We start from the raw sequence: 22,871 nt of genomic DNA on the forward strand, positions 1-22,871 counted from the left end.
CTCTGCTTTGTCGCAAATCTCCGAAATGAAAATGGTGGGGCAAGCCCCACCCTACACTCGCTACAGTCCATCGGCGCGCGGATTGATAAACCCCACCCCAGCCCTCCCCCACAGGGGGAGGGAGCCGTTCGGCGGCAGTCGCAATAACCGTTACCGGAATTTATAGTCATCCACCGAAAGCCCCATAACTGTGTTGTGTCGCCTCTGCTTTGTCGCAAATCTCCGAAATGAAAATGGTGGGGCAAGCCCCACCCTACGACCGGTTTAGATGAAGACAATACGCGCTGGTACCCGCAACGCCGTACAGGGTTTTGTGAGGATTGCTATAGACGCGGGAGCGCCAGGACGATGCGCTCAAGGGGGCTTGATGCTTATGGGTTTTCTGGTGCCAGGGACAGGCTTTTTTTGCGCCCCGGCCAAATGTCATCCGGCCCGATAACGCCGATTTTTTTGTACCAGGCGTGTGCTTCTTCCCGGCTGACCAGTTGTGTGACGGCGTTCATCAGCTGGTCAATCACGGCGGCGGGCATATAAAACGCGCGCTCGCCGTCCATGGTGATGGCTGCCATCTCTACCGCCGGATGGTCCTTGAAGTAAAAGGTTCTATCGCGAAAGTGGAGCTGGTATCGCTGGCCGTCCGCGCAATGCAGGGTGATTTCACTCTCGGTCATGTGTCCGTCGCTGCGGTCGTACGGCATACCGCCATAGTGGTCAAAACCGCCGTGTGCTTTGATGTTGGTATCGGTTTCGGTAAAGGTGATGTCCAGCGACTGTACCAGCGCGTCCAGCAGCGCGCGTTGTTGCGGTTCGCTGATTTCTTTGGGAAAGGCATCGCGTACGAAGGGGTCGCCAAAATCGGTACACATCGGGATGTTGAAATCCTCGTGGTAGAGCATGGTTTTCAGGCTGTAGCGCGTCGCCTGGCAGTTTTTGACCTGTTGTAATTGTGCAGCCGTGGCGGTGCGGTCGTCGTCAGCCCGGACGGGGAGGCTGGCGACGGTGGCGGCAAGGCAAAGGATGCGAAGGAAGCCGGACATTTCAGCCGTGCTCCAGTTGGCGCAGGCAGTCGCGCACCAGTTGCGGGCCGTGGTAGATGAGGCCGCTGTAGATTTGCACGAGGTCGGCGCCCGCATCCAGTTTTGCCTGCATATCGGCGGCGCTCATTACGCCACCGGAGGCAATGAGGGCGATATGCGGCAGGTGCGCACGGATTTTTTGCACGATGGCGGTGCTGGCGGCGGTGAGCGGTGCGCCGGAGAGGCCGCCTTGTTCGCCGCCGTGCGGGTGGTGTTCAACCGCGCTTTTGTCGAGGGTGGTGTTGGTGGCGATGATGCCGTCCATGTCCGCTTCGGCAATGGTGTCGAGGGTGGCGTGAAGCGCGGTGTCGTCAAGGTCGGGCGCGATTTTGACCACAATCGGCACGCGGCGCGCGGTTTCGACCGTGAGGCGCTGTTGTTCGGCCTTGATGCCCGCGAGCAGTTCGCGCAATGCCGCGCCGTGTTGCAGCTCGCGCAGTCCGGCGGTGTTGGGCGAGGAGATGTTGATGGTGAGGTAGTCGGCGTGCGCCCAGGCTTTTTGCAGGCCAATGCGGTAGTCGGTAAGCGCTTCTTCGTTAGGCGTGTCCTTGTTTTTGCCGAGGTTAATACCGAGCAATGCGTGCGGCCTGGGCGTGGCGGCGAGGCGGGCGATGAGGGCGTCTATGCCACGGTTGTTGAAGCCCATGCGGTTGATGATGGCTTCATGTTCTGGCAGGCGGAACAGGCGCGGTTGCGGGTTGCCCGGCTGCGGCCGCGGGGTGACAGTGCCGACTTCGATGAAGCCGAAACCGGCGCGGTCAAAGGCGCTGACGGCGACGGCGTTTTTGTCCAGCCCGGCGGCAAGGCCGAGGCGGTTGGGGAAGGTCAAGCCCATGAGTTCAACAGGCTTGTCGCCGCGGTAGCGCGGCATGAAAGAGGGCATCCGCGCCAGCAGGGCGAGGGTGCGGTTGTGGGCGCGTTCGGGGTCGAGGCGGAAAAGGAGCGGGCGGAGGTAGTGGTAGGCGTTCATGGCGGTTCGGTTACGGGTAATAGACGTCAGTCAAAGGTATTGCAGCGGCTGATTTGCCAGATGAATGCGGGTTTCGGGGGATTTGGGCATGGGGAGTCTCTATTATTGCGGAGTGCTATTGGCACGATAAAAGGGGTTGAGAATCCGCACACTGCGGTATTCAAAGCCATGCTGCATATCTTCGGAATAGAGAATCTGGCAATGCGACAGGTAAGCGGAAGCGACAATCATGGAATCATAAATGCTGAATTGGTGCTGCCGCGCAATTTCAAGTCCCTGCTGCTGTATCCTCCGGTCAAGTGATTTTATGCTGCATACCGAAGCCAGGAGAGCGGTAAATTTTTCTATTTCTTCCCAATTCCGGTGCTGTTTGCGCCGCATGACATTGGCCACTTCATTGAGTACCTGCACGCTGATTGTGCCGCCTTCGCTCAAGAGTTCTGCGGCAATATCGCGTTTCTCGCCGCTGGAAAGCAGGTAAAGCACAATATTGGTATCAAAAGCCGGTCTAACGTTCATGGGCTTCTTCACGGTCAAAACGGAAATCGGCGGGCAGGATGCCGCTGAACTGGCGTACTTGTTCGAGGAAATCTTCTTTGCTGCGTCTGCGGATAACGAGCGTATCGCCAACGGCCTCAATATCGAAATGGTCGCCTTCTTGCAGCTTTAAGGCTTTGGCAAGTGCAGCGGGAATATGGATGGCAAAGTCTTTGCCGCTTCGGGTGATTTGCATGGCAGCCTCCATCAGTCAAAGGTATTGCATCTGCTGATTTCGCCGTATTGCAGGCCGGTGTTGAGCCAGCGCATCCGGTCGGCGGCGCTGCCGTGGGTGAAGTTTGCCGGATTGACCCGGCTGCCGGCGCGCTGCATCAGGGTGTCGTCGCCGACCGCTTCGGCGGCTTTCAGCCCTTCGCGGATGTCGCCGTCTTCGAGGCGGATTTTGCTGTATTTTTCCAGTTTGTTGCCCCAGATGCCGGCGTAGCAGTCGGCTTGCAGTTCGATGCGCACCGAGATTTGGTTGGCTTCGGTTTTGCTCACCTGGCGCATGTAGCGGTGCGCCTGGCCGAGGGTGCCAAGCAGGTTCTGCACGTGGTGGCCGACTTCGTGCGCGACCACGTAGGCGAAGGCGAAGTCGCCACTCGCCCCCATTTTTTGCATTTCGCGGTAGAAGCTGGGGTCGATGTAGAGTTTTTGGTCAGCGGAGCAGTAGAACGGCCCGGTGGCGCTGCTGCTGACGCCGCAGGCGGATTGGACTTGCCCGTTAAAGAGGACAAGGGTCGGGTTGTGGTAGGTTTTGCCGTGCTGTTTGAAGACGGGTTTCCACACGTCTTCGGTGGAGGCAAGCACCGCGCTCAAGAACTGTCCGGCTTCGTCGTTCGCCGGTGGCGCGCCCGCGCTGCTGTATTGGCTTTGGCTCTGGCTGCCTTCGAGGAATTGCAGCATGGTGCCGGGGTCAATGCCAAACATCCAGCCGATGAGGATGATGGCAAGCCCGCCGAGGCCGATACCGCCAGCGGTGGTGCCGCTGAAGCCGCGGCGGTCTTCGACGTTGTCGCTGCGTCGGCTGTTTTTCCAGTCCATGTTGGTCTCCGGTTGGGGTTAGTCGGTGGCAAGGCGGTCGATCATGCCGCGGAACATCAGGTCGGGTTCGATGCGGTAATCGGGGCGGTTGCCGAAGAGGATTTGTGCGTCGCCGCCAAAGGCGAAGCGGTGGTAGTAGTGGCCGGTGGTGGTTTCGAGTTCGTCCATGATGCTGTTGATGCCCGCCGGGATGGCGTGGTGGATACCCGCGCCGATGCATGCGGCGGTGTCGGTGCCGAGCAGGTTCGGCGTCCAGCGCATGGGGCGGAGTTTTTGGGTGTTTTGCAGCAGCGCGTTTTCGGCCAGCCGTATGCCGGGCAGGATGAGGCCGCCACGGTGCTGACCGTCGCGCTCGACGACGTCCAGGGTGATGGCGGTGCCGCAGCCGACGACGCAGAGCGGTTCGTGGGTCAGGCCGCGCGCGCCGAGCATGGCGAGGTAGCGGTCGGCGCCGAGGGTGTGCGCTTCAGCGTAGGCGACGGTGAGGGTGTGGTTGGTTTCTTTTTGCGCGACGAAGGTTTGCAGCGGTTTGCCCCAGAGGTCGTCGGCGATGGCGGCGACTTCGGCTTCGATGCTGGCGTTATTGACGCAGCTGATGGCGATGCGGCGCGGTTCGGGCAAGAGGTGCCAGGCGCGCCACAGTTTGGTGCGCCAGTCTTCTTTGTAGGAGGCGGCTTCGACGATGCCGGGGACGGCGTTGCCGTATAGCCATTTGATGCGGGAATTGCCCGCGTCGATGAGGAGATACATGGTGATTTAGTACCCGGCTTTTACCCCCTCCCCTGCGCAGCGGGGGAGGGTTGGGGTGTATGCGTGACGCGCAGCGACGAGATTTTGAAATTTTGTCGCTTCGCGAATTTTCACACCCCCTTCCTGTCCTTCCCCCACTTCGCAGGGGAAGGGACTGTTTATTTGCGCTTGAAAGGGAAATTTATAAGTCATCATGCAACCGGTTTGGGTTTGTGTCGTCAATAAAGACGGGTTTGCCGCCCTGGATTTCGATGCGCCGCCCTTTTTGGTCAATATCGCCGTCGAGTGCAAATTCTGTCCAGCGGTTGGCGACGGGCAGGTAAGGGCGGTCATTCCATTCGGCGAGCAGGGCAAGCAGCGCGGCGGCGAGGCCGTCGGCAAGCGGCGCGGTGAGGCGGGCGAGGCTGGCGTCGTTTTGCGCGGTGAGTTCGAGGCTGACGCGCCCGGCGGGAGCGCCGTCGCGGTAAAGCGTGCCGTCGTGGCGCAGGCGCACATTCAGACGTTCAGCGACTGCCAGCGTCAGCGCTTGCAGCAGGCCGCCATGCAGCGCAGGCGTGCCTTCCAGCGGCCAGGCGAGGGCGAGGGCTGCCGCGTTTGCCGCACATACCGGGGCGGCGGTCTGCGCACGCAGCCACGCCAGCGGTTCGGCGGCATCGGCGAGGGCTTGCACGGCGGGGAGCACGTTTTGCACGGGCGTTTCCTGAAGTTGCTAGAATGGCGCGACATTTTACATGAACGTGAGGAATTTATGCCCGCCCAGCCCCCCCTGATTGCCCCCTCGATACTGTCTGCCGATTTCGCCCGCTTGGGCGAGGATGTCGCCGCCGTGCTTGCCGCCGGGGCGGATGTCATCCACTTTGACGTGATGGACAATCACTTCGTCCCCAACCTCAGCTTTGGCGCGCCGATTTGCCAGGCGCTGCGTAATTACGGCATCACCGCGCCGATTGACGTGCATCTGATGGCCTCGCCCGTCGATGCGCTGATTGAGCAGTTTGCCAAGGCGGGCGCGGACTACATCTCCTTCCACCCCGAAGCGAGCATCCACATTGACCGCTCGCTGCAACTGATTAAAAGCCACGGCATGAAGGCGGGGCTGGTGTTCAACCCGGCGACGCCGCTCTCCTGCCTCGAATACGTCCTGGACAAGCTCGACCTCATCCTCATCATGTCGGTCAATCCCGGCTTTGGCGGCCAGGCGTTTCTGCCCTCTGCACTGGACAAACTGCGCGCTGCGCGCCGCCTTATTGACGAGAGCGGCCGAGACATTCGCCTCGAAGTCGATGGCGGCGTGAAAACGGACAACATCGCCGCCATTGCCGCGGCAGGCGCGGACATGTTCGTCGCCGGTTCCGCCATTTTCAACGCGCCGGACTACGCGGCAGTCATCAACACCATGCGCGGCGAAATTGCCAAGGCGGGCGCATGAACTACACCCACCAGCCCGTCGTCCGCACCATCCTCGCCGACCTGCTCACCCCGGTTGCCCTTTACGACCGCCTCGCAGACGCGCCCTACACCTACCTGCTCGAATCCGTTGAAGGCGGCGAGCGCTGGGCGCGCTACTCGATGATTGGCCTGCCCGCGCGCGAAACCGTGCGCATCCGCGACCACCAGCTGCAAATCCGCCGCGACGGCGCCGACATCGAAGAACAGACAGTGGCCGACCCGCTCGCCTGGATTGCCGAATACCATGCGGCACTGCGTCCGGCGCCGCTTTCGCTTGACCTGCCCTACACCGGCGGCCTCGTCGGCTACTTCGCCTACGACACCATTGGCTACATCGAAAAACGCCTGGCGCAGCGCCCGCAGAACGACCCGCTCGGCCTGCCGGACATATTATTCATGCAAAGCCTCGACCTCGCCGTGCTGGACAACCTGCGCGGCGAAGTCCACCTCATCAGCCACGCCGACCTTGCCGACCCGAACGGCATTGCCGCCGCCGAAGCGCGGCTGGATGCGATGGTGGACGCCATCAACCGCCCCGGCAACGCCAAAGTGCGCTCGCTCAACGCGGGCGGCGCGCGTCCGGAAGTGCATTACCACTACCCCGAAACCGCCTTCAAGGCGGACGTCGGCAAAATCCGCGAATACATCATGGCGGGCGACTGCATGCAGGTGGTGCCGTCGCAGCGCATGAGCTGCGCCTTCCCGCACCCGCCGCTTGATTACTACCGCGCGCTGCGCATCACCAACCCGTCGCCGTACATGTACCTGCTCGATTTGGACGACTTCCACATCATCGGCTCCTCGCCGGAAATACTGGCGCGCAAACAGGGCGATACCGTCACCGTGCGCCCGCTGGCCGGCACGCGCAAACGCGGCAAAACGGCAGAAGAAGACCTGGCGCTGGAAAAAGAACTGCTGGCGGACGAAAAAGAAATCGCCGAACACGTGATGCTGATAGATCTCGGCCGCAACGACATCGGCCGCATCAGCCAGACCGGCACGGTGAAAATCAGCGAAAAAATGGTGATTGAGCGCTACTCGCATGTGATGCACATCGTCTCTAACGTCGAGGGCAAAATCCGCCCGGACGTGAACGCGATGGACGTGCTGCGCGCCACCTTCCCGGCGGGAACCCTCTCCGGTGCGCCAAAAATCCGCGCGATGGAAATCATCGACGAAGTTGAGCCGGAGCGGCGCGGCGTTTACGGCGGCGCGGTCGGCTACTGGTCGTGGAGCGGCAACATGGACATGGCGATTGCCATCCGCACCGCCATCATCAAGGGCGGCCGCCTCTACGCGCAGGCGGGCGCAGGCGTCGTCTATGATTCCAACCCCGACAGCGAATGGCAGGAAACGATTAACAAGGCGAGCGCACTCATCGCGGCGGCGGCGTTATTGAACTGACACGGATGAAAGGAAAGGGCGGGGTTTTCCCCGCCTTTTCTGTTTTTTCCGTAGAGGCGGTTAGCGTAGCGACAAGTTATTGCTCGCGCAGCGAGAGAGAGAGAGTCCGCCTGTTTCGTTTGGCGGGCGGTTACGGGCTTCGCCCTAACCGCCCCTATTTTGGAACAGCGCACAAAAAACCCCGCATTAGCGGGGTTTTTATACGCGCAGCGGGTGCTTATTTCTGAATCCTGCCATGTTGCAGGCGGATGATGCGGTCGGTTTTCGCGCCGGGGTTGGAGGGATCAACTGCGGTCGAGGTATTCGATGAGGCGGTAGAGGCGGTTGTTGATTTCTTGCATGGGTTTGAGGGCGGCGTCGTAGGGGCGGTAGTCGTAGGTGTACAGGCCTTTGTTGGTGTTGCGGTTGGAGGGGGTGTTGCCGCCGTATGTGGGGTCGCTGTCCTGGTAGGAAAGCCAGTGCCAGCCGACGCAGGCGCGGCTTTTCAGCAGTTCGATGATGAAGTTTTGGTAGAAGTAGCCGCGGTCTTCTTGGGTTTTGACGATCCAGCCTTCACCGCTTTCGTTGGCAAGTCCCGAGTCTTCGCCTTTGCTGTAAAACTCGCTGATGAGGAAGGGTTTGCCCGACCAGCGCTCCCATTGTTGCATTTGCCACGCTTCCGGCTGCCATTTGTGGTAGTGGTTGATGGAGAGGATGTCCATGTATTTGCCGGCGGTGCGGATGAGTGCTTCGTTGGCGAGTTCTTCTTTGTGCTGGTTGAATCGGCAACCGAGGTAGAGTTTGCCCGGCGCGTATTTGCGGGTGGCGCGGGTGATTTTTTGCAGGTAGGTTTCGATGTAGTAGGCGCCAAATGCCTGGCGGTCGGCGTCGTTGATGTCGGCCAGGGTGGCGTGCTGTCCTTTGCGCAGGTTCAGCCATTTTTGTGCGGCAAGGTAGCCGGGATCGGGGGCTCGGTAGTGGGTAAGGATGCGGTCAAGCGCGTCGTTTTTCCACGGCAGTTCGTTGTCGGTAAAGTAGCCGACGCAGTAGGGGGCGTTGGCGTATTGCGCCAGTTTTTTGGCTTCTGCTTCGATGTGCGCATCAAAGCGCGGATCGAAGACGCGAATGATGTCGTTGGGGTAGCCTTGCCAGCCCACTTTGCCCTGAAAGTCGCCTTGGGCTTTGAGCGCGTCGCGGAATTTGCCCATCGGTTCGATGTAGGCGCAGTAGCTTAAGCGGCGGTGGGCGGCGCGGATTTCGGTGATGCTGCTCCAGCAACCCGCGCCGTTGAAGCCGAGCGCCCGCAGTTGGTCGGTGGTTTGGTTCGCCCAGTCGGCAAGGCTGCGGTATTTTTTTGGTAGGCGGCGCGGCTGCCTGGGTTTCGCTGTTGTATAGGCCGACGACGGCGATGTGCAGGCAGCGGTTGCCGCTGGGGTCAATGAGCCACCAGCGGCCGTTTTTTGGCGGCGATGTTGTTCCGGGCTTGTGCCAAGAGCTCGCGCGGTAGCAGGGCGGCAAGCGGCAGGGTGATGAGGTGACGGCGTTTCATGCTTGGATTCTCCCGTGTTGCAGGCGGATGATGCGGTCGGTTTTGGCGCCGAGGTCGGGGTTGTGCGTCACCATGACGATGGTGCATTTCTGCGCGTGCAGTTCGGCGAAGATGCGCAGCACAGTTTGTTCGTTTTCGGCGTCAAGGTTGCCGGTGGGTTCGTCGGCAAAGAGGATTTCCGGTTCGTTGATGAGGGCGCGGGCGATGCAGACGCGCTGCTGTTCGCCGCCGGAGAGCTGCTTCGGCAGGTGGTCGCTGCGGTGCGCGAGGCCGACGCGTTCCAGTGCGGCGAGCGCCGCCGCCTTGTCGGTCACGCTGTGGTAGTACTGCGCCAGCATGACGTTTTCGCAGGCGGTGAGGTAGGGCAGGAGGTGGAATTGTTGGAAGACGAGGCCGATGGTGCGCGCGCGGAAGATGCGGCGGGCCTCGTCGTCAAGCGCGGCGGCGTCGGTGCCGTTCAGCAGGACTTGGCCTTCGCTGGGGGTGTCGAGGCAGGTGAGGATGTTCATCAGCGTGGTTTTGCCGGAGCCGCTAGAGCCCATGATGGCGACGAATTCGCCGCGCGCGACGGTGATGTTCACGTCGTCGAGCGCGGTGACGGCGCCGAAGCGTTTGCTGAGGTGGACGGTTTGGATGACGGGTTGCATGGGTTCAGGCTCCTTTGAGGATGTCGGCGGCTTGCAGGGCAAGGACGCGCTTGAGCGGCAGGGCGACGGCAGCGGCAGCGATGGCGACGGAGAGGACGATGACGAGCGGGAAGACCGGCAGGCGCGGCGCGATGCTGGCATGGAAGACGACTTCGCCGAGGATTTGCGCGAGGACAAGCCCCAGCGCGATGCCGATGACGACGGCGACGGCAGCCATCAGCGCGGTTTCGCGGATCATTTGTGCGGTGATTTGTCGGCGGCTGGCGCCGAGTGCGCTTTGCAGGGCGAATTCGCGGCGGCGTTCGTGGGTCATCGCAGTGAGCGAGGTGTTCACGCACAGGCTGGAGAGCAGGAGGATGACGATGCAGACGACGCCCATCAATCCTTTGATTTTGTGGAGAATTTGTCCTTCAGCGGCGCTGACTTTGCGGATGGGGTGGATGTCGAGCTGCGGGTACTCGCGCGAGAGGGTTTCTGCGTAGGCGGTGACGGCATCGTTGTCGTTGGCAAGGCTCGCCAGCGCGTAGCTGATGCCGCCTTGTGTGCCGAGCCAGTCCTGCGCGACGCGGATGTTGAGCAGCATGACGTTGTCCATCGCGTCGCCGCTTTCGATGATGCCTTTGACGCGGAAGGTTTTTTTCTGCCCGTTGTCCTTGACGAGGTTGATGCTGTCGCCCACTTTCAGCTCAAGCTGCGCCGCGAGCGCCTTGCCGAGCATGGTGTTGCGGTCGTCAAAGGCGACGCCGACCCAGCCGCCCTGCACCTGCCAGTAGGGGACGAGCGCGGGCAGCGCCGGGAAATCCACGCCGACCAGCGCCACGGGTTGGCGTTCGCTGCGCGCCACCGCGTAGAGATACGGACTGGAAGCGTGGTACAGCTCCTGCGGCATGGCGGAGATGATGGCTTCGTATTGGTCAAGGGTAAACGGCGTTTCGTTTTTTGCGCCGAGGTAGAAGTTGGCGCCGAAGGAGCGCAGTTCGCGGCTCATTTTTTCATTGATATCAAAGTACACGGCGGCCATGGCCGTTACCATCGCAGCGCCGATGGAAAGGGCGGCGATGATGACCAGCGTGCGCCGCCATTTGAGGCGCAGCGCTTTGAAAAGGAGCAGCCATTTCATGCTGTTAGCGTTCATAAAGCACCTCGATGGGGACTTGGCGGGTGATACTGCGCACCGGGAACCAGGTGCCAATCAGCGCAATCAGCACGGCGGCGAAAACCACCACCGGCACCACAATCCAGGTAAAGCCGAGCGCCGCGCCGAAGAGCGCCGCACCAATTGCCCAGCCGAGCAGCGCGCCGCCCGCGCAGCCGAGCAGGCCGCCGAGCGCGCCGACCAGTACCGATTCGGCGTAGAAAAGCAGCGCGATTTGCCACGGTTTGGCGCCCAGCGCCCGCATCAGCCCGATTTCCTTGGCGCGCGCCATGATGCCGCTGCCGGTGAGCGAGGCGATGCCCATGCCGGCGGAAATCAGCGCGGCGATGCTGCAAACAATCAGCAACAGCTGGATTTTTTCGATAACGACGCCTTCGGACGCCGCCACCTGCCACACCGGGCGCACCACCGCGCCGGAAACGGTTTCCTCTAGCTGGTGGGCGATGGTCGAGACGTAGGCGGTGCAATACCACTGGTCGTACTGCTTGGCATCGAGCGCTGAGGGGTTTTCGTGCGCTTTGCGCGAAAGGTCGTTCTCCGGCACGGTCATCGCCGCCACCTGTATCGCGCTGATTTTGCCCGAAAGTCCCAGCAATTCCTGCAACGCGGCAAGCGGCAAAACGAGCTGGTTATCCTGCGCCGCGCCGCTGGTGAGAATGCCGACAATGCGCGCGTGGCGCACCGGGCTGTCCGGCGCGGTCGATGACAGCGGCAACACATCGCCCGTTTTCCAGCCGTGTTCCGTTGCCAGCTTCACGCCCGCGAGCAGCGGAAACTCGTCCGGCAGCGTGCCGCTGTCGTCCGGCCAGTCGCCCGCGACCTGCCAGAACGGGCTGACCGCCTTCTGCCCGGTGTGGAAATTCGTCTCGTCGGCGACATCCAGCGGGTGATCAAAAAACGTGCCGAGCGCCGCCACCTCAACATTCCCCGCGCGCAGCCGCCCGGAAAGCAGCGGCGCGAAGCCGTAGATGTTGTTCCGCCAAAAAATATCCATCACCGACGGCAACACCTTCTCGTCGAGAAAATACTGCTGCCCGGCGACCTCGTCCGGCAACAGCGCGCCGCCCGCCGGCTCAATCAAAATATTCGCGCCGTAAGACTTCAACTCGCGCGACATCTTGTCGCCAATATCCACCGACACCGCGAGCAGCCCGGCAATCAAGGCAGATGCCAGAAAAATCGTCACCAGCGCCAGCGCCTTGCGCGGCAAATCATGTCGCCACAACTGAAAAATCATCCGCCAAAACATCACTTACTCCTTCACAAAATCCTCAGGCTTATCGACAAACCGCTGATAATTCTCCTCATTGCGGAAAAAATACGTCTTCGTGCCATAACTGTAGCGGTGCGGCGCGGTGGTATTCTTCAGCTTGCTGCCATCGACCGGGTCAATCACCTCCAGCTCCACCACCGCCTTGAACAGCGTCAGCCCCGCCTCCAGCCCCTTGCGCGGCACGACAATCTCGCCGCCCGCCTGCGACCAGCCCTCAATCGGCACCGGATTACAGCCACCAGACTTGCCAACATTCGGGCGGAACAGGCGCACGCCGCAGCCGATGCACGTCACCTGATCGCCCTGCATCGCATAACCCGTATCACCACAAAGCAGACAGGCATCAAACACCACCGCTGGCGACCACTCGCCGGGGAAACGGTCAATCACAAAAAAGCGCACCACCTTGCCCTCCTCCGACACCCAGGCGAAGCGGTGCAAATCGCCATCGCGCAACTTCTGCGCCTCAATTGACAAATGCACCGCGCCATCAGCGGCGAGTTCAACCGGCGTCGCCTTCGACAACGCGGGCGGTTGCGAGGCGACCAAATCCCAAAAGAGCGCGGTGGCGAGGGCAAAAACAAACACCAACGCGCCCTGCCACACCGCCCGCCGCCCGCGTTGCAAATCGGCGACGAGCAAACGCCGCTCCACCGCCGCCACCTTCGCGCTGGCGAGCCTCCTGCGGCGCGGTAACCAGCCGGAAACCAGCGCCGCCAGCGTCGCCACAGCCAGCACGGCCAGCGCCACATAACCGAACCAGGCGCGGACAAACTCCGCCCGCGCCAGCCAGCGCAACAGCCCGCTGGACACCTCCAGCCACTGCAACTTCACCGCCGCAATCCCCATATCCGCGCCGAGCCACACCGCCGCCACCGCGAGCCAGGTGCAGACCACCAGCGCCACCAGCGATTGCCACACCCAGCGCGAAACCAGCGAACGCAGCACCACCAGCCACACCACGAGCAGCGCCGACAAGCCAGCGGCAGCCAGCACGGCGGCAAAATGCAAAATAAACGACGTATTGACGACAGAAGACGCAGAAAACGCACTCATCACCGGGGCGGCAAAAAACGGCGCCGCGCCTAGCAACCCGGCGGCGAACCACAACGCGGCAAACGCCCAACCGCGCCGGGTCAGCAATAACAACAGCGCCAGCAACAACAACGCGCCACGCACCGCCGCAAACCAAAAGAGCGCCGACGACGACTGCGGCAAGGCGGCAACCGCCACCGCACCAGCGAGCAAGCCGCCGACAAACCCGGCAAACCAGCGCCCCGGCTGCGGCGTGCGCCCGGCAGACAAAACCGCTGCCGCAAACAGCGGCAGCCAAAAACAGCGGACAAACAACGAAAAAAACAGACTCATAATGCGACCCGAATCAAGAAACGCTCGCAATTCTACCGCGTCCCGCCCGGTAAGACTACGGCAACACCCGCCCCGTCAGCGCCAGTTATAGCCATCCACCGAAAGCCTCATACGGTGTTGCGTCGCCTGACTGGGCACCCTAAAAATGGCGGAGCCATTTTTAGGGAAACCCGCGCCGCGCCATACAAATGCGGATGGTGTCCTGAAATGTATGCTGACAACCAGCAAAGCGGCAAAAACCAGCGTTGCCAATATTCCGCCGGTTCGCCCCCTCCCTCGCAGGGTGCATCAGCACCCGCAGCGGGGGAGGGTTGGGGAGGGGGTAGCGTCCGTAACTTTACCGCCAATGCAATTCAATCACCCCCTGAGACAGCATACATTTCAGGACACTGCCCAAATGCGTACTGTCTTCAGCGGCGCGCCTTGTACAGAACTTTGTGAGTATCGCTATAAAAAGAAAGAATCCCCTCCCCCTGTGGGGAGTCCGGGAGTGGGGTTAAGCATTGCTGCCGCCGATGCTTTTTGGCGGTGGGGCAAGCCCCACCCTACGACGCTACCAAAACGTCAATCGCCGCTCAAATACCCGCCGTTCTACCTCCCTATATGGGGAGGGCTGGAGGGGGATTTGAACAGGTTCTCAGTAGATACCGCTGGCGCGCAGTTCTGCTTCCTGGGCGGCGGTGAGTTCGCCCACCGGAATTTTGCCGTCGCCACCGGGGATTTCGACGATGTAGGTTGGCATGGCGATGCCGGAGAGGCGGCGGCGCAAGGCGCTGACGATGGCGCGGCCTTCGTCAAGGGAGACGCGGTAGTGGCCGGTGCCGCGCGCGAGGTCGAGGTGGTGCAGGTAGTAGGGTTTAACACCGCAGTCGAGCAGGTCGTTCATCAGCGCGGCGAGGGTTGCCGCGTCGGCGTTTACGCCTTTGAGCAGCACGGTTTGCGCGTAGAGCATCACGCCATGTTCGCGCAGTAGCCGCAGCGCCGCGCGGGCGTTGGCGGTGAGTTCGGCGCTGTGGTTGCTGTGGACGACGAGGTGCAGGCTTTGCGGCAGGGCGGTCAGGGTATCGAGCAGCGCGGTGGTGATGCGCGCGGGCTGGACGACGGGGATGCGGCTGTGGATGCGCAGGCGGCGGATGTGCGGCAGGTCATGCAGCGCCGCCAGGCATTGCCGCAGTTTTTTATCGGAGAGGGTCAGCGGGTCGCCGCCGCTCAGAATGATTTCTTCGATTTCGTGGTGCGCGGCGAGGTAGGCGGTGACAGCGGCGGTTTCGCGTTGGCGCAGTGCCTGGCCACGGCGGCCAATGTGTTCTTTGCGGAAGCAGAAGCGGCAGTAAACGGCGCAGACGGGCGAGATTTTCCAGAGGACGCGGTTCGGGTAGCGGTGGACGAGCGAGGGCAGCGGCGAGTGTGACGCGTCGCCGATGGGGTCGATCAGTTCGCTCGCGGCAATGGTGAGTTCGCGCGCATCGGGGATAAACTGGGCGGCGATGGGGTCGCCGGACGCGTCGCCCATCGCGCCTGCCATTTCACCGGTCATGGCGTACTGGTATTCGGCGAGCAGGCGGTGCAGGGTGGCGGGGGTGAGGTTGGCGCGGCGGGCGAGTTCTTCGGGGGTCATGGGGTCTGTTTGCTGCGGCACGCCCGTTCAGGCCGGTTTTTCACCATGTCTGCAGGGCTTTTTTCGCGTCAGCGTTGTCTTGTGCCGCGGCTTTTTCCAGCCAGGCGCGGGCTTTTTGCGGGTCGCTGTTGCGGTAATGTTGTCCCAGTTGGTATTGGGCTTTGGCGTGTCCTTGTGCCGCGGCTTGTTCGTACCAGTGCTGTGCCTGCGCGGCATCGCGGGCGACGCCCCGCCCGTCGCGGTACATCAGCGCGAGGTTGTATTGCGCGCTGGCGTAGCCTTGTGCGGCGGCTTTGTGATACCACGCGGCGGCTGTCGCGGCATCGGCGGGTACGCCTTCGCCTTTTTCGTACAGGACGCCGAGGCTGTGTTGTGCGGCGGCATCGCCTGCGTCGGCAAGTGTCTGCATCGGCGCGAGGTTGCCCGCGTCAATGGCGGCGACGGCTTCTTTCCAGGCGGGCTTTTCGGCGGCGTGTAGCGGCAGCGTGGTCAGGATGAGCAGCAGGGTCAGGATTGGTTTTTTCATGGGTTGTCCGGGTTGGCGGTTTGGCGCGGGTTTATTCGTCCGGCTTGAGGCGGAGGATGTAGGCTTTGTCGCCGCGTTCGTTTTGGTATTCGGCGAGGATGTCGAACAGTTCGAGGTCTTGTGGTTCGTTCTGCTTGCGCCCTTTGATGTGGACGAGCAGGTCGTCCGGGGTGAGGTCGTAGTAGGCTTGTAGCGGGTGTTCCATGTCGATGTAGGCCGGGCCGTCAATGAAGGGCGGGCGGCCGCTGTAGGCAAGCACGGTGAGGTTGTTGCTGTAGATGGCGCCCATCGGCGGGTGGTGGCGCGCCCATTCGCCCGCTTTACGCAGGTAGCCGGGTTTGGGGCCGAAGGTGATGATGCTCGCCAGCGCGCAGGCTATCAGCAGCCAGATGAGGGCAAGGCGGCGTTCGGGCGGGATGCGTGTGCTTTTGCCGCGTTGCAGGGCGTCATAGACGATGCCGGAGACGAGCCAGAGGGTGAGCATGGTGAACGGGGTGTAGAAGAGGTCGCTCGACAGGGTGCCGTAGTAGAGGTAGGCAAAGGCGGCCATGCCCCAGAGCCAGGCAAGGGCGCAGGCGAAGAAGCCGCGCACGCGCCGTTCAAGGACGCTGCCCGTGGCGCGGTTGGGCAGAAGCGCGGTGAAGACGAGGATGGCGATGAGCGGCCCCATGGTTTTGAGCGCGTTCAGGGCGACGAGGACGAGCGAGACGAGGTAGCCTTCGCCGATGCCGAGTTCGACCGGGTTGTTGGCGTTGATGAGGAAGGCGAGTTCGTTTCGCTTGAGGTCGATTTGGTGCAGGATTTCCGGCAGCCAGCCGCTGGCGGCGTTATGCCATTGGGGAACGCAGGCGATGACGAGGGCGATGAGGGCGTAGTAGGCGAGGAGGAAGCGGCCCCGTTCGCACAGGCGGCGGCGCCAGTTGCCGCTGCCCGGCCAGAAGAGGAAGAGCAGCGGGAAGCCGCTCGCCCAGAAGGCGGCGATGGGGACGAAGAGTGCCGCGGTCCAGGCGGTCGCCGCCCAGGCGGTGAAAGCGAGGTGGATGTGGTTTTTGTAGTGGGCAAGGAAGAGGTAAAGGCCGGCGAGCCAGAGGATGAGTACCGGCTGGAAGCGGCTGATTTGCAGGCGGACGTCGTTGTATTCGGGGTTGAAGTTGAGCAGGAGGAAGAGGAGGAAGGTGGTTTGCGGGCCGATGCCGATGAGGCGCGACAGGCGGCAGTAGAGCCAGAGCGAGAGGGTTGACAGGATGGCCATGATGGCGACGGCCAGGTCGGGGCTGTCGGCAAGCGGGGCGAGCAGGCGCACAAACAGGGTGGGCGCCAGCGCGGTGGTGATTCCGTGGTGGATGCCCGTGGCGAGGCGTGCCAGTTCGGGGGTTTGGGTGAGCGGGACGAGGATGTGGCTAATGCGGTCAATGAGGGCTTGCGGGGGATGGCCGCCGCGCCAGAGGGTTTGCAGGGATTCGACGTCCAGTACGCGCCCGCCTTCGAGCCAGATCCAGAGGCAGGTGATGAGGGAGAGGGTGATGATGAGCAGGCTTTGTTGGCGGCGGTCGAGCCAGATGCCGTGCCAGCAGGCGGCGAGGGTGCGGCGCATGGTCAGTTTTTGAAGCGAAATTCCCAGCCGAAGATGCGCTCGCTTTTCGGGTAGTTGGCCGGGTCGCGGATTGGGGTTTCAAGGTATTCGCCGATGCGTTTGCCCACGATTTGCGGCTGGAAGGTTTTGGCGCGCGAGATGGCATGCTGCGAGAGGCTGGTGTGGCGGTGCGGCTGGGCGAGGATGTTTTCGACGAGCGGCGCGAGTTCCTCGGTTTTGTTAAAGAAGACGACGTCGTGCATATCGCGCCAGCGGTAGCGCAGGCGGATGTCGTTGCCCGGATCGGGGGTGAGGACGACGGCGCCGCAGGCCATCGCCTGAATCATCGGCGTCGGGTCGTAGTGATCGTGTTCGGGGATGTAGAGGAAGAAGTCTTCGCGTGCGACAAGGCCGCGACTCATGTCTTGCCACAGGGTGGTTTTGTCGAGCGGGTTGAGGCTGAGCGGTTGTGCGGCAAGCGCCGCGCGCAGGGTTTCGAGGGTGTCGCCGGGGCCGTCGTAGATGTGACAGGTGGGGACGGGGTTGGTTTCGGGGCGGGCGAAGAAGTGTTCGGGGTCGTAGATTTGCGGTACCCAGAAGATGTCGTGTCCCTGGCCGCCGTATTCGGTGGCAACGGCAAGGTCGTTGCCGATCCAGCGCAGCCACGGCATGACAAAGAAGTTTTCTTTCATTTTGCGACGGGCTTCGGGCGGGTCGTATTCGAGGCGCAGCATCGTCAGCGATGGCAGGGTGCGGAGGAAACGGGTGTGGCTGCTGATGTAGTCGCCGTTGTACGCCAGCACGATGCGGTCGTAATGCTGGAGTTTGACGAAGTGGTTGAAAAATTCCTGCAGGGCGGCGCTTTGTTTGTCGTTAAGCGCGTAGAGGTCGCAGGTGCCAACCTGTACGCGCAGGGCAACGTACAGGCTTTGGAGGTAGGTGGGCGAGTCTTTGGGGGCAATCAGCAGGACTTTCATTATGTTATAGCGGCTTGTAATTCAACAGTTTCAGGCTGAAGCGGCTTTCGCCATCCTTGAGTTGTTGTAATTTTACCAAACGGAGCGGTTCTTCGGCGAAGTATATTTTGGTCTGGCGGTTGCCGCTGGTTTGCAGGAACACTTTGATTTTGAGGGTTCTGCCGTTTTTGTTGTCCTGCCAGGTTTCGTCCGGCAGCTGGTTCACCTGGTAGCTGCGCACGCGGTCTTCGTTAATGAGGGTGTAATTGTGCTCGCCGATGTGACCGCGTTCGACGTCGAGCAGGCTTTGTACGACGAGGGCGAGGATGTCCAGCGCCGGGTCGTTCGGATTGACCCGCAGGGTTTTGTTTTGTGCGCCGACGATGGCCTGGATTTCGCCATTGACGGCGTTGGCGTAGTCGTAGGAGATGTGCTGGTTGTCGTTGCCCTGCATATCGCGGCGGTAGTAGGTGGGGATGACGCGGTCGCCGGCGATTTTGCCTTCGGCTTTTTCGCGGATTTGGCCGAAGCCGAGCATTTTTGCGGCGAGCGATGGAGTGCCGTCGGCGGTGACGCGGTAGCTGCGTTCGGTGAAGACGGCTTCGTGCCGCACCCGTCCGGCACCGACGCCACGCACGCTGAGGTCGTATTCGGCGATGTAGCTTTGCAGCGCCTGCGCGCCAAGGCTGGCGGCGAGGGCGAGGAGGGCGAGGAAAGGGCGGAGGGTGTTGGTCATGGCGGTTTTCCGGTGGACAAGTTAAAGGCGGCGGATTGTGCCATAGCGCTCCGCCGCCACGCGATTAACGTTCGTTATTTGGCGAGCAGCGCCGCGAGTGCCGCGCCGGGGTCGTCCGCCTGCATCAGCGCGCCGCCGACGAGGAAGGCGCTGACGCCATCGGTTTGCAGCGCGTCAATGTCGGCGCGGGTATGGATGCCGCTTTCGCTGACGACGAGGTAATCGGGCGGCACCATCGCCTTGATGCGGCGGGTGGTATCGAGCGAGACGGAGAAATCGTGCAGGTTGCGGTTATTGACGCCAATCACGCGCAACGGCAGCTTGAGCGCGCGTTCGCATTCCGCTTCGTCATGCACCTCGACCAGCACATCCAGCCCCAAATCGTGGGCGAGGCGGGTGAACGCCGCCAGTTCGCCATCACTTAAAGCGGCGACAATCAGCAGAATCGCATCGGCGCCGAGCGCGCGCGCCTCAACAATCTGGTATTCATCAACAATAAAATCCTTGCGCAACAGCGGCAGGCCGACCGCCGCGCGAATCAGGCGCAAATAGCGGCCACTGCCCTGAAAATACTTCTCGTCGGTCAGCACGGACAAACAGGTCGCGCCTGCCGCCGCATAACTTTCGGCAATCGCCACCGGGTCAAAACTGGCGCGGATGACGCCCATGCTCGGCGACGCCTTCTTCACCTCGGCAATCACCGCCGTGCCGCCAATGGCAACGCGCGCCTGCAACGCCTTCATAAAACCGCGCGGCACATCATTGCTGGCGCTGATATTGGCGACCAGCGTATCCATGTCGACCCGCTGCTTCTGCGCCGCGACCTCCTGCCGCTTGTGCGCGAGAATATCATCCAGAATCGTCGCCATCGCTCACACCCCCTTGAGCCGCTGCGAACAGGCGGCAATGCGCTGCAACTGCGCCGTGGCGCGACCATCGCGCATAATCGCGCGGGCAAGCTCGACCCCTTCGGCAAAACCGGCGACCGTCCCGGCAACATAAAAAATCGACGCCGCATTGAGCGCGAGCATATCAAAACCGATGCCCGGCTCGCCGCGCGCGAACACCGCTTCAATCAGCGCCAGACTGTCAGCGGCGCTCTTCACCTGCAACGCGCTGTGGTCGCGGTAATTCATGCCAAAATCGGCAGGATTGACCGTGTATTCCACAATCTCGCCATCGGCGCGCAACTCCGCCACATCGCTCGGATGCGTGACGCTGAACTCGTCCAGCCCGTTGTGCGAATGCACCGTCAGCACCCGTTCGCCGCCGAGCGCGCGCGCGACCTCGACCATCGGCCGCAGCCATGCCTTGCTGAACACGCCCAGCATCTGATGCTTCACCCCTGCCGGATTCGACAGCGGCCCCAGCACATTGAACACCGTGCGGATACCAATCGCGCGCCGCACCGGCACCACATGGCGCATCGCGTGGTGATACGCCTGGGCGAACAGGAAACCAAAATTCGTTTCCTCAATGCACGCCTTGACCTGCGCCGGTTCCAAATCCACCACCACGCCCGCCTGACGCAACACATCGGCGCTGCCGGAAGCACTGCTGGCGGCAACATTGCCGTGCTTGGCGATTTTCACCCCGCCCGCCGACGCGACAATTGCCGCTGCGGTGGAAACATTAAAAAGACTGGCGCCATCACCGCCAGTGCCGACCGGATCGACCAGCACGCCGCCGCCCAAATCCGCCGGTTTCGCCAGCTCGCGCATCACCTGCGCCGCCGCCGTCACCTCGGCGACCGTCTCGCCCTTGATGGTCAGCGCCGTCAAAAACGCGCCCACTGCCGCCGGATCGGCCTCGCCCTGCATCAGCGCCAACATCACCTCGCGCATCATCGGCGCAGGCACATCCTGCCCGCGCACCAACAAATCAATCGCAGCCTTCATGAAAAAACTCCTTAAATAAAAACCTGTTTCCAGTCGCCGGATTGTAACCCGCGCAGCGACCAATCACCAACCTGCACCCGTACCAGCCGCAGCGTCGGCAAACCGACCGCCGCCGTCATCCGCCGCACCTGACGGTTGCGTCCCTCGCGGATGGACAACTCCAGCCACGCTGTCGGCACCGACAGGCGGAAACGCACCGGCGGCACGCGCGGCCACAGCGGCGGCTCGGCAATGACTTTTACCCCGGCGGGCAACGTCCGCCGCGCCTCGCGCTTGCCCTTGTCCTTCAGCCACACCCCCGCGCGCAACTGCGCCAGCGCCGCCGCATCCGGCACCCCTTCCACCTGCACCCAGTACGTCTTCACCCACTTGAAACGCGGATCGGCAATGCGCGCCTGCAAACGGCCATCATCGGTGAGCAGCACCAGCCCCTCGCTGTCATAATCCAAAAGCCCGGCGGGATAAACGCGCGGCACATCAATAAAATCGGCGAGCGTCGCCCGCCCGGACTTGTCGGTGAACTGGCAGAGGACGTTGAAGGGTTTGTTGAAGAGAATGAGCCTGCTCACGCCAACCCCGCCAACGTCTGCGCTGCCGTCGCATCGCCCTGCGCCGCTGTCTTTTCCAGCCAATAGCGCGCCTTCGCCTTGTCCCGCAGCACGCCGTTACCGTCGCGGTAACATACCCCCAGGCGGATTTGCGCCGGGACAAAACCCTGCGCGGCGGATTTCTCATAAAACGCCCATGCCTGCACCCCATCGCGCGTACCGCATTCACCCCGCTCGCACGCCAGGGCAAAATTAAATTGCCCCATCGCATCACCCTGCGCGGCAGCCCGTGCAAACCAAAAATCCGCCATCTCGTCGCTGCTCATCCCATTATCCATAAAGCCATGCGCTGACATTTGCCGCTGGAGACAGCCAAAAGCATTCTGCGCGGGCGGATAATCCATTTCCGCCAATTCCTGCAACATCCTGCGCGCCGTCGAACCGGGTTTCAGTGGACGCAACAGCGCATCAGCCTTTTCCGCCCCATAAAACATTTGTGCCATATGCCAGCGTGCCAGCCATTCCCGCTTGCCCCGCACCTCACCCAACGCCAACTCTGCCTGAAAATGCATTGCTTCCATGACCACGCCATCCACATACATTAACGCCAACACATACCAGGCATCCGCATCGCCGCCTTCCGCCAATGCGCGCATTTGCGCAAAAGCCGACAAACGGTCGCCCGCCTGATGCGCGGCAAAAGCCTGCTGCCACGCCGACAAATCCTTTTCCCTAACCAATGACGGAAATACCGCATCCACCCGCGGCAACACGGGCGAAACCATGCCCAAATAATCCGGCTGCATATCTGCCAGACACAAACCATTGGCGAATAACCATTCCGCAGCATTATCCGTCGCCCGCTCCGGGGCAGATTCGGCAAAATCTATGACATACAGCACCATGCCTTTTTCCCGCAGCGCGAGGCGCTCAAGAGAATGCTGCACATATAAAGATTGCCGCTCATATATCGGATCATTTTTCAGGGTCAATGCCTTTTTGTACCAATAACGCGCCAAGCGGTTGCTTTGTATGACCCCTTTGCCAAACTCATAAAACATTCCCACATGGTGCATCGCATCCACTTCACCTTTGCCTGCCAATATCTTGTATAGCGCATAAGCCTTGCCATAATTATGCGGCGTGCCTATACCACGCAAAAACATATGCGCCAAATGAGATTGCGCATAACCGCTATCCTGCATGGCGGCCATTTCATACCAGTAAATGGCCATCGCATCATCACGCGGCACACCATAACCATGAGCATAAACAAATCCCATATCGCATTGTGCATTTGCCAATCCCTGTATTGCCGCCTTTTGATACCATTTTATCGCTTCAACTGTACTCTGCTCGACACCGTTTCCGTAATAATAAAGCGAGCCAAGACGATGTTGCGCTTTTGCATTTCCCTGCATTGCCGCCAGTTTGTACCATTCTGCCGCTTTGGCGAGATTCCTGCGAACCGGGTTTGAACCAAAATCTTCATAAAAACAGTCCATTTTGTATTGCGCCAGCACATGATTTTTCAATGCCGCCTTTTCATACCATAAGAAAGCCTTTTTAAGGCTTTTGCGCACGCCATTACCCGCTTCACAAAGGCCTGCCAAAGTATATTGTGCTTCCTCATCGCCATTTTCCGCCAATGGCAACAATAATGCGGCCATCTTTTTATAATCGCCATTTTCTTGCGCCAGCTCGATTTGCTGCCAGCTACCTTCTTCACCCATCAATCATTCCCTCCATTCTGTTTTTACCGTTATGCTTGCGCATGGCGGCGGTTTTTATGCCATCACCGTTGCCCCGCCTAT

Annotated in this window: 23 protein-coding genes; 2 read left to right on the forward strand and 21 right to left on the reverse strand. The window is 61.4% G+C overall.

The window, feature by feature from the left end:
* Window positions 1–371: 371 nt before the first annotated feature.
* The 7 genes from ACO54Z_RS05810 to ACO54Z_RS05840 form a co-directional block, all read right to left on the reverse strand.
* Window positions 372–1,037: a hypothetical protein gene (locus ACO54Z_RS05810; protein WP_485996169.1), complete on the reverse strand. Its 666-nt coding sequence runs from the start codon at window positions 1,035–1,037 to the stop codon at window positions 372–374.
* Window position 1,038: 1 nt separating this feature from the next.
* A complete protein-coding gene (locus tag ACO54Z_RS05815) occupies window positions 1,039–2,046 on the reverse strand; it encodes a quinone-dependent dihydroorotate dehydrogenase (RefSeq protein WP_485996170.1) in 1,008 nt (335 codons plus the stop codon).
* A 102-nt stretch (window positions 2,047–2,148) separates the two neighbouring features.
* Window positions 2,149–2,565: a PIN domain-containing protein gene (locus ACO54Z_RS05820; protein ID WP_485996171.1), complete on the reverse strand. Its 417-nt coding sequence runs from the start codon at window positions 2,563–2,565 to the stop codon at window positions 2,149–2,151.
* On the reverse strand, window positions 2,555–2,779 hold the full coding sequence (locus ACO54Z_RS05825) for an AbrB/MazE/SpoVT family DNA-binding domain-containing protein (RefSeq protein ID WP_485996172.1): 225 nt from the start codon (window positions 2,777–2,779) through the stop codon (window positions 2,555–2,557). The genes ACO54Z_RS05820 and ACO54Z_RS05825 overlap by 11 nt, the downstream gene beginning before the upstream one ends.
* An 11-nt stretch (window positions 2,780–2,790) precedes the next feature.
* The gene (gene ypfJ / locus ACO54Z_RS05830; protein ID WP_485996173.1) at window positions 2,791–3,627 is read right to left on the reverse strand and encodes a KPN_02809 family neutral zinc metallopeptidase; all 837 of its coding nucleotides are present in this window, start codon (window positions 3,625–3,627) and stop codon (window positions 2,791–2,793) included.
* A gap of 18 nt (window positions 3,628–3,645) precedes the next feature.
* Window positions 3,646–4,377, reverse strand: coding sequence for a type III pantothenate kinase (locus tag ACO54Z_RS05835; RefSeq protein ID WP_485996174.1), 732 nt, complete (start codon window positions 4,375–4,377; stop codon window positions 3,646–3,648).
* 181 nt (window positions 4,378–4,558) lie between these two features.
* Complete coding sequence (locus ACO54Z_RS05840; protein WP_485996175.1) at window positions 4,559–5,068, reverse strand: hypothetical protein; 510 nt, start codon at window positions 5,066–5,068, stop codon at window positions 4,559–4,561.
* Window positions 5,069–5,125: 57 nt separating this feature from the next.
* On the opposite strand from ACO54Z_RS05840, the gene rpe reads away from it, so the two are divergent.
* Complete coding sequence (rpe, locus tag ACO54Z_RS05845) at window positions 5,126–5,806, forward strand: ribulose-phosphate 3-epimerase (protein ID WP_485996176.1); 681 nt, start codon at window positions 5,126–5,128, stop codon at window positions 5,804–5,806.
* Window positions 5,803–7,230, forward strand: a complete 1,428-nt coding sequence (trpE, locus tag ACO54Z_RS05850) for an anthranilate synthase component I (protein ID WP_485996177.1) — start codon at window positions 5,803–5,805, stop codon at window positions 7,228–7,230. The genes rpe and trpE overlap by 4 nt, the downstream gene beginning before the upstream one ends.
* A 284-nt stretch (window positions 7,231–7,514) precedes the next feature.
* On the opposite strand, the gene ACO54Z_RS05855 is transcribed toward trpE, so the two are convergent.
* The 14 genes from ACO54Z_RS05855 to ACO54Z_RS05920 form a co-directional block, all read right to left on the reverse strand.
* On the reverse strand, window positions 7,515–8,648 hold the full coding sequence (locus ACO54Z_RS05855; RefSeq protein WP_485996178.1) for a hypothetical protein: 1,134 nt from the start codon (window positions 8,646–8,648) through the stop codon (window positions 7,515–7,517).
* 106 nt (window positions 8,649–8,754) lie between these two features.
* The gene (locus ACO54Z_RS05860; protein ID WP_485996179.1) at window positions 8,755–9,405 is read right to left on the reverse strand and encodes an ABC transporter ATP-binding protein; all 651 of its coding nucleotides are present in this window, start codon (window positions 9,403–9,405) and stop codon (window positions 8,755–8,757) included.
* Between the two features lie 4 nt (window positions 9,406–9,409).
* Window positions 9,410–10,540, reverse strand: coding sequence for an ABC transporter permease (locus ACO54Z_RS05865; protein ID WP_485996180.1), 1,131 nt, complete (start codon window positions 10,538–10,540; stop codon window positions 9,410–9,412).
* Window positions 10,530–11,810: an ABC transporter permease gene (locus ACO54Z_RS05870; protein ID WP_485996181.1), complete on the reverse strand. Its 1,281-nt coding sequence runs from the start codon at window positions 11,808–11,810 to the stop codon at window positions 10,530–10,532. The genes ACO54Z_RS05865 and ACO54Z_RS05870 overlap by 11 nt, the downstream gene beginning before the upstream one ends.
* Window positions 11,811–11,813: 3 nt before the next feature.
* Entirely contained in the window at window positions 11,814–13,202 is a 1,389-nt protein-coding gene (locus ACO54Z_RS05875; RefSeq protein ID WP_485996182.1) for a Fe-S-containing protein, read from the reverse strand.
* Between the two features lie 637 nt (window positions 13,203–13,839).
* Complete coding sequence (locus ACO54Z_RS05880; RefSeq protein WP_485996183.1) at window positions 13,840–14,820, reverse strand: KamA family radical SAM protein; 981 nt, start codon at window positions 14,818–14,820, stop codon at window positions 13,840–13,842.
* Window positions 14,821–14,860: 40 nt separating this feature from the next.
* On the reverse strand, window positions 14,861–15,346 hold the full coding sequence (locus tag ACO54Z_RS05885) for a tetratricopeptide repeat protein (RefSeq protein ID WP_485996184.1): 486 nt from the start codon (window positions 15,344–15,346) through the stop codon (window positions 14,861–14,863).
* A gap of 31 nt (window positions 15,347–15,377) precedes the next feature.
* Window positions 15,378–16,940, reverse strand: a complete 1,563-nt coding sequence (locus tag ACO54Z_RS05890; protein ID WP_485996185.1) for a hypothetical protein — start codon at window positions 16,938–16,940, stop codon at window positions 15,378–15,380.
* 2 nt (window positions 16,941–16,942) lie between these two features.
* Entirely contained in the window at window positions 16,943–17,896 is a 954-nt protein-coding gene (locus tag ACO54Z_RS05895) for a glycosyltransferase (RefSeq protein ID WP_485996186.1), read from the reverse strand.
* Between the two features lie 4 nt (window positions 17,897–17,900).
* On the reverse strand, window positions 17,901–18,611 hold the full coding sequence (locus ACO54Z_RS05900; RefSeq protein ID WP_485996187.1) for a DUF3108 domain-containing protein: 711 nt from the start codon (window positions 18,609–18,611) through the stop codon (window positions 17,901–17,903).
* Between the two features lie 74 nt (window positions 18,612–18,685).
* Entirely contained in the window at window positions 18,686–19,480 is a 795-nt protein-coding gene (gene trpC, locus ACO54Z_RS05905) for an indole-3-glycerol phosphate synthase TrpC (RefSeq protein WP_485996188.1), read from the reverse strand.
* Window positions 19,481–19,483: 3 nt separating this feature from the next.
* Entirely contained in the window at window positions 19,484–20,509 is a 1,026-nt protein-coding gene (gene trpD / locus ACO54Z_RS05910) for an anthranilate phosphoribosyltransferase (RefSeq protein ID WP_485996189.1), read from the reverse strand.
* Between the two features lie 11 nt (window positions 20,510–20,520).
* Complete coding sequence (locus ACO54Z_RS05915) at window positions 20,521–21,078, reverse strand: pseudouridine synthase (protein ID WP_485996190.1); 558 nt, start codon at window positions 21,076–21,078, stop codon at window positions 20,521–20,523.
* Window positions 21,075–22,790 (reverse strand): tetratricopeptide repeat protein, encoded by a 1,716-nt coding sequence (locus ACO54Z_RS05920; RefSeq protein ID WP_485996191.1) that lies wholly within the window; start codon window positions 22,788–22,790, stop codon window positions 21,075–21,077. Before ACO54Z_RS05920 ends, ACO54Z_RS05915 begins: the two co-directional genes overlap by 4 nt.
* Window positions 22,791–22,871 lie beyond the last annotated feature (81 nt).

This window comes from Cardiobacterium sp., from assembly GCF_057314735.1.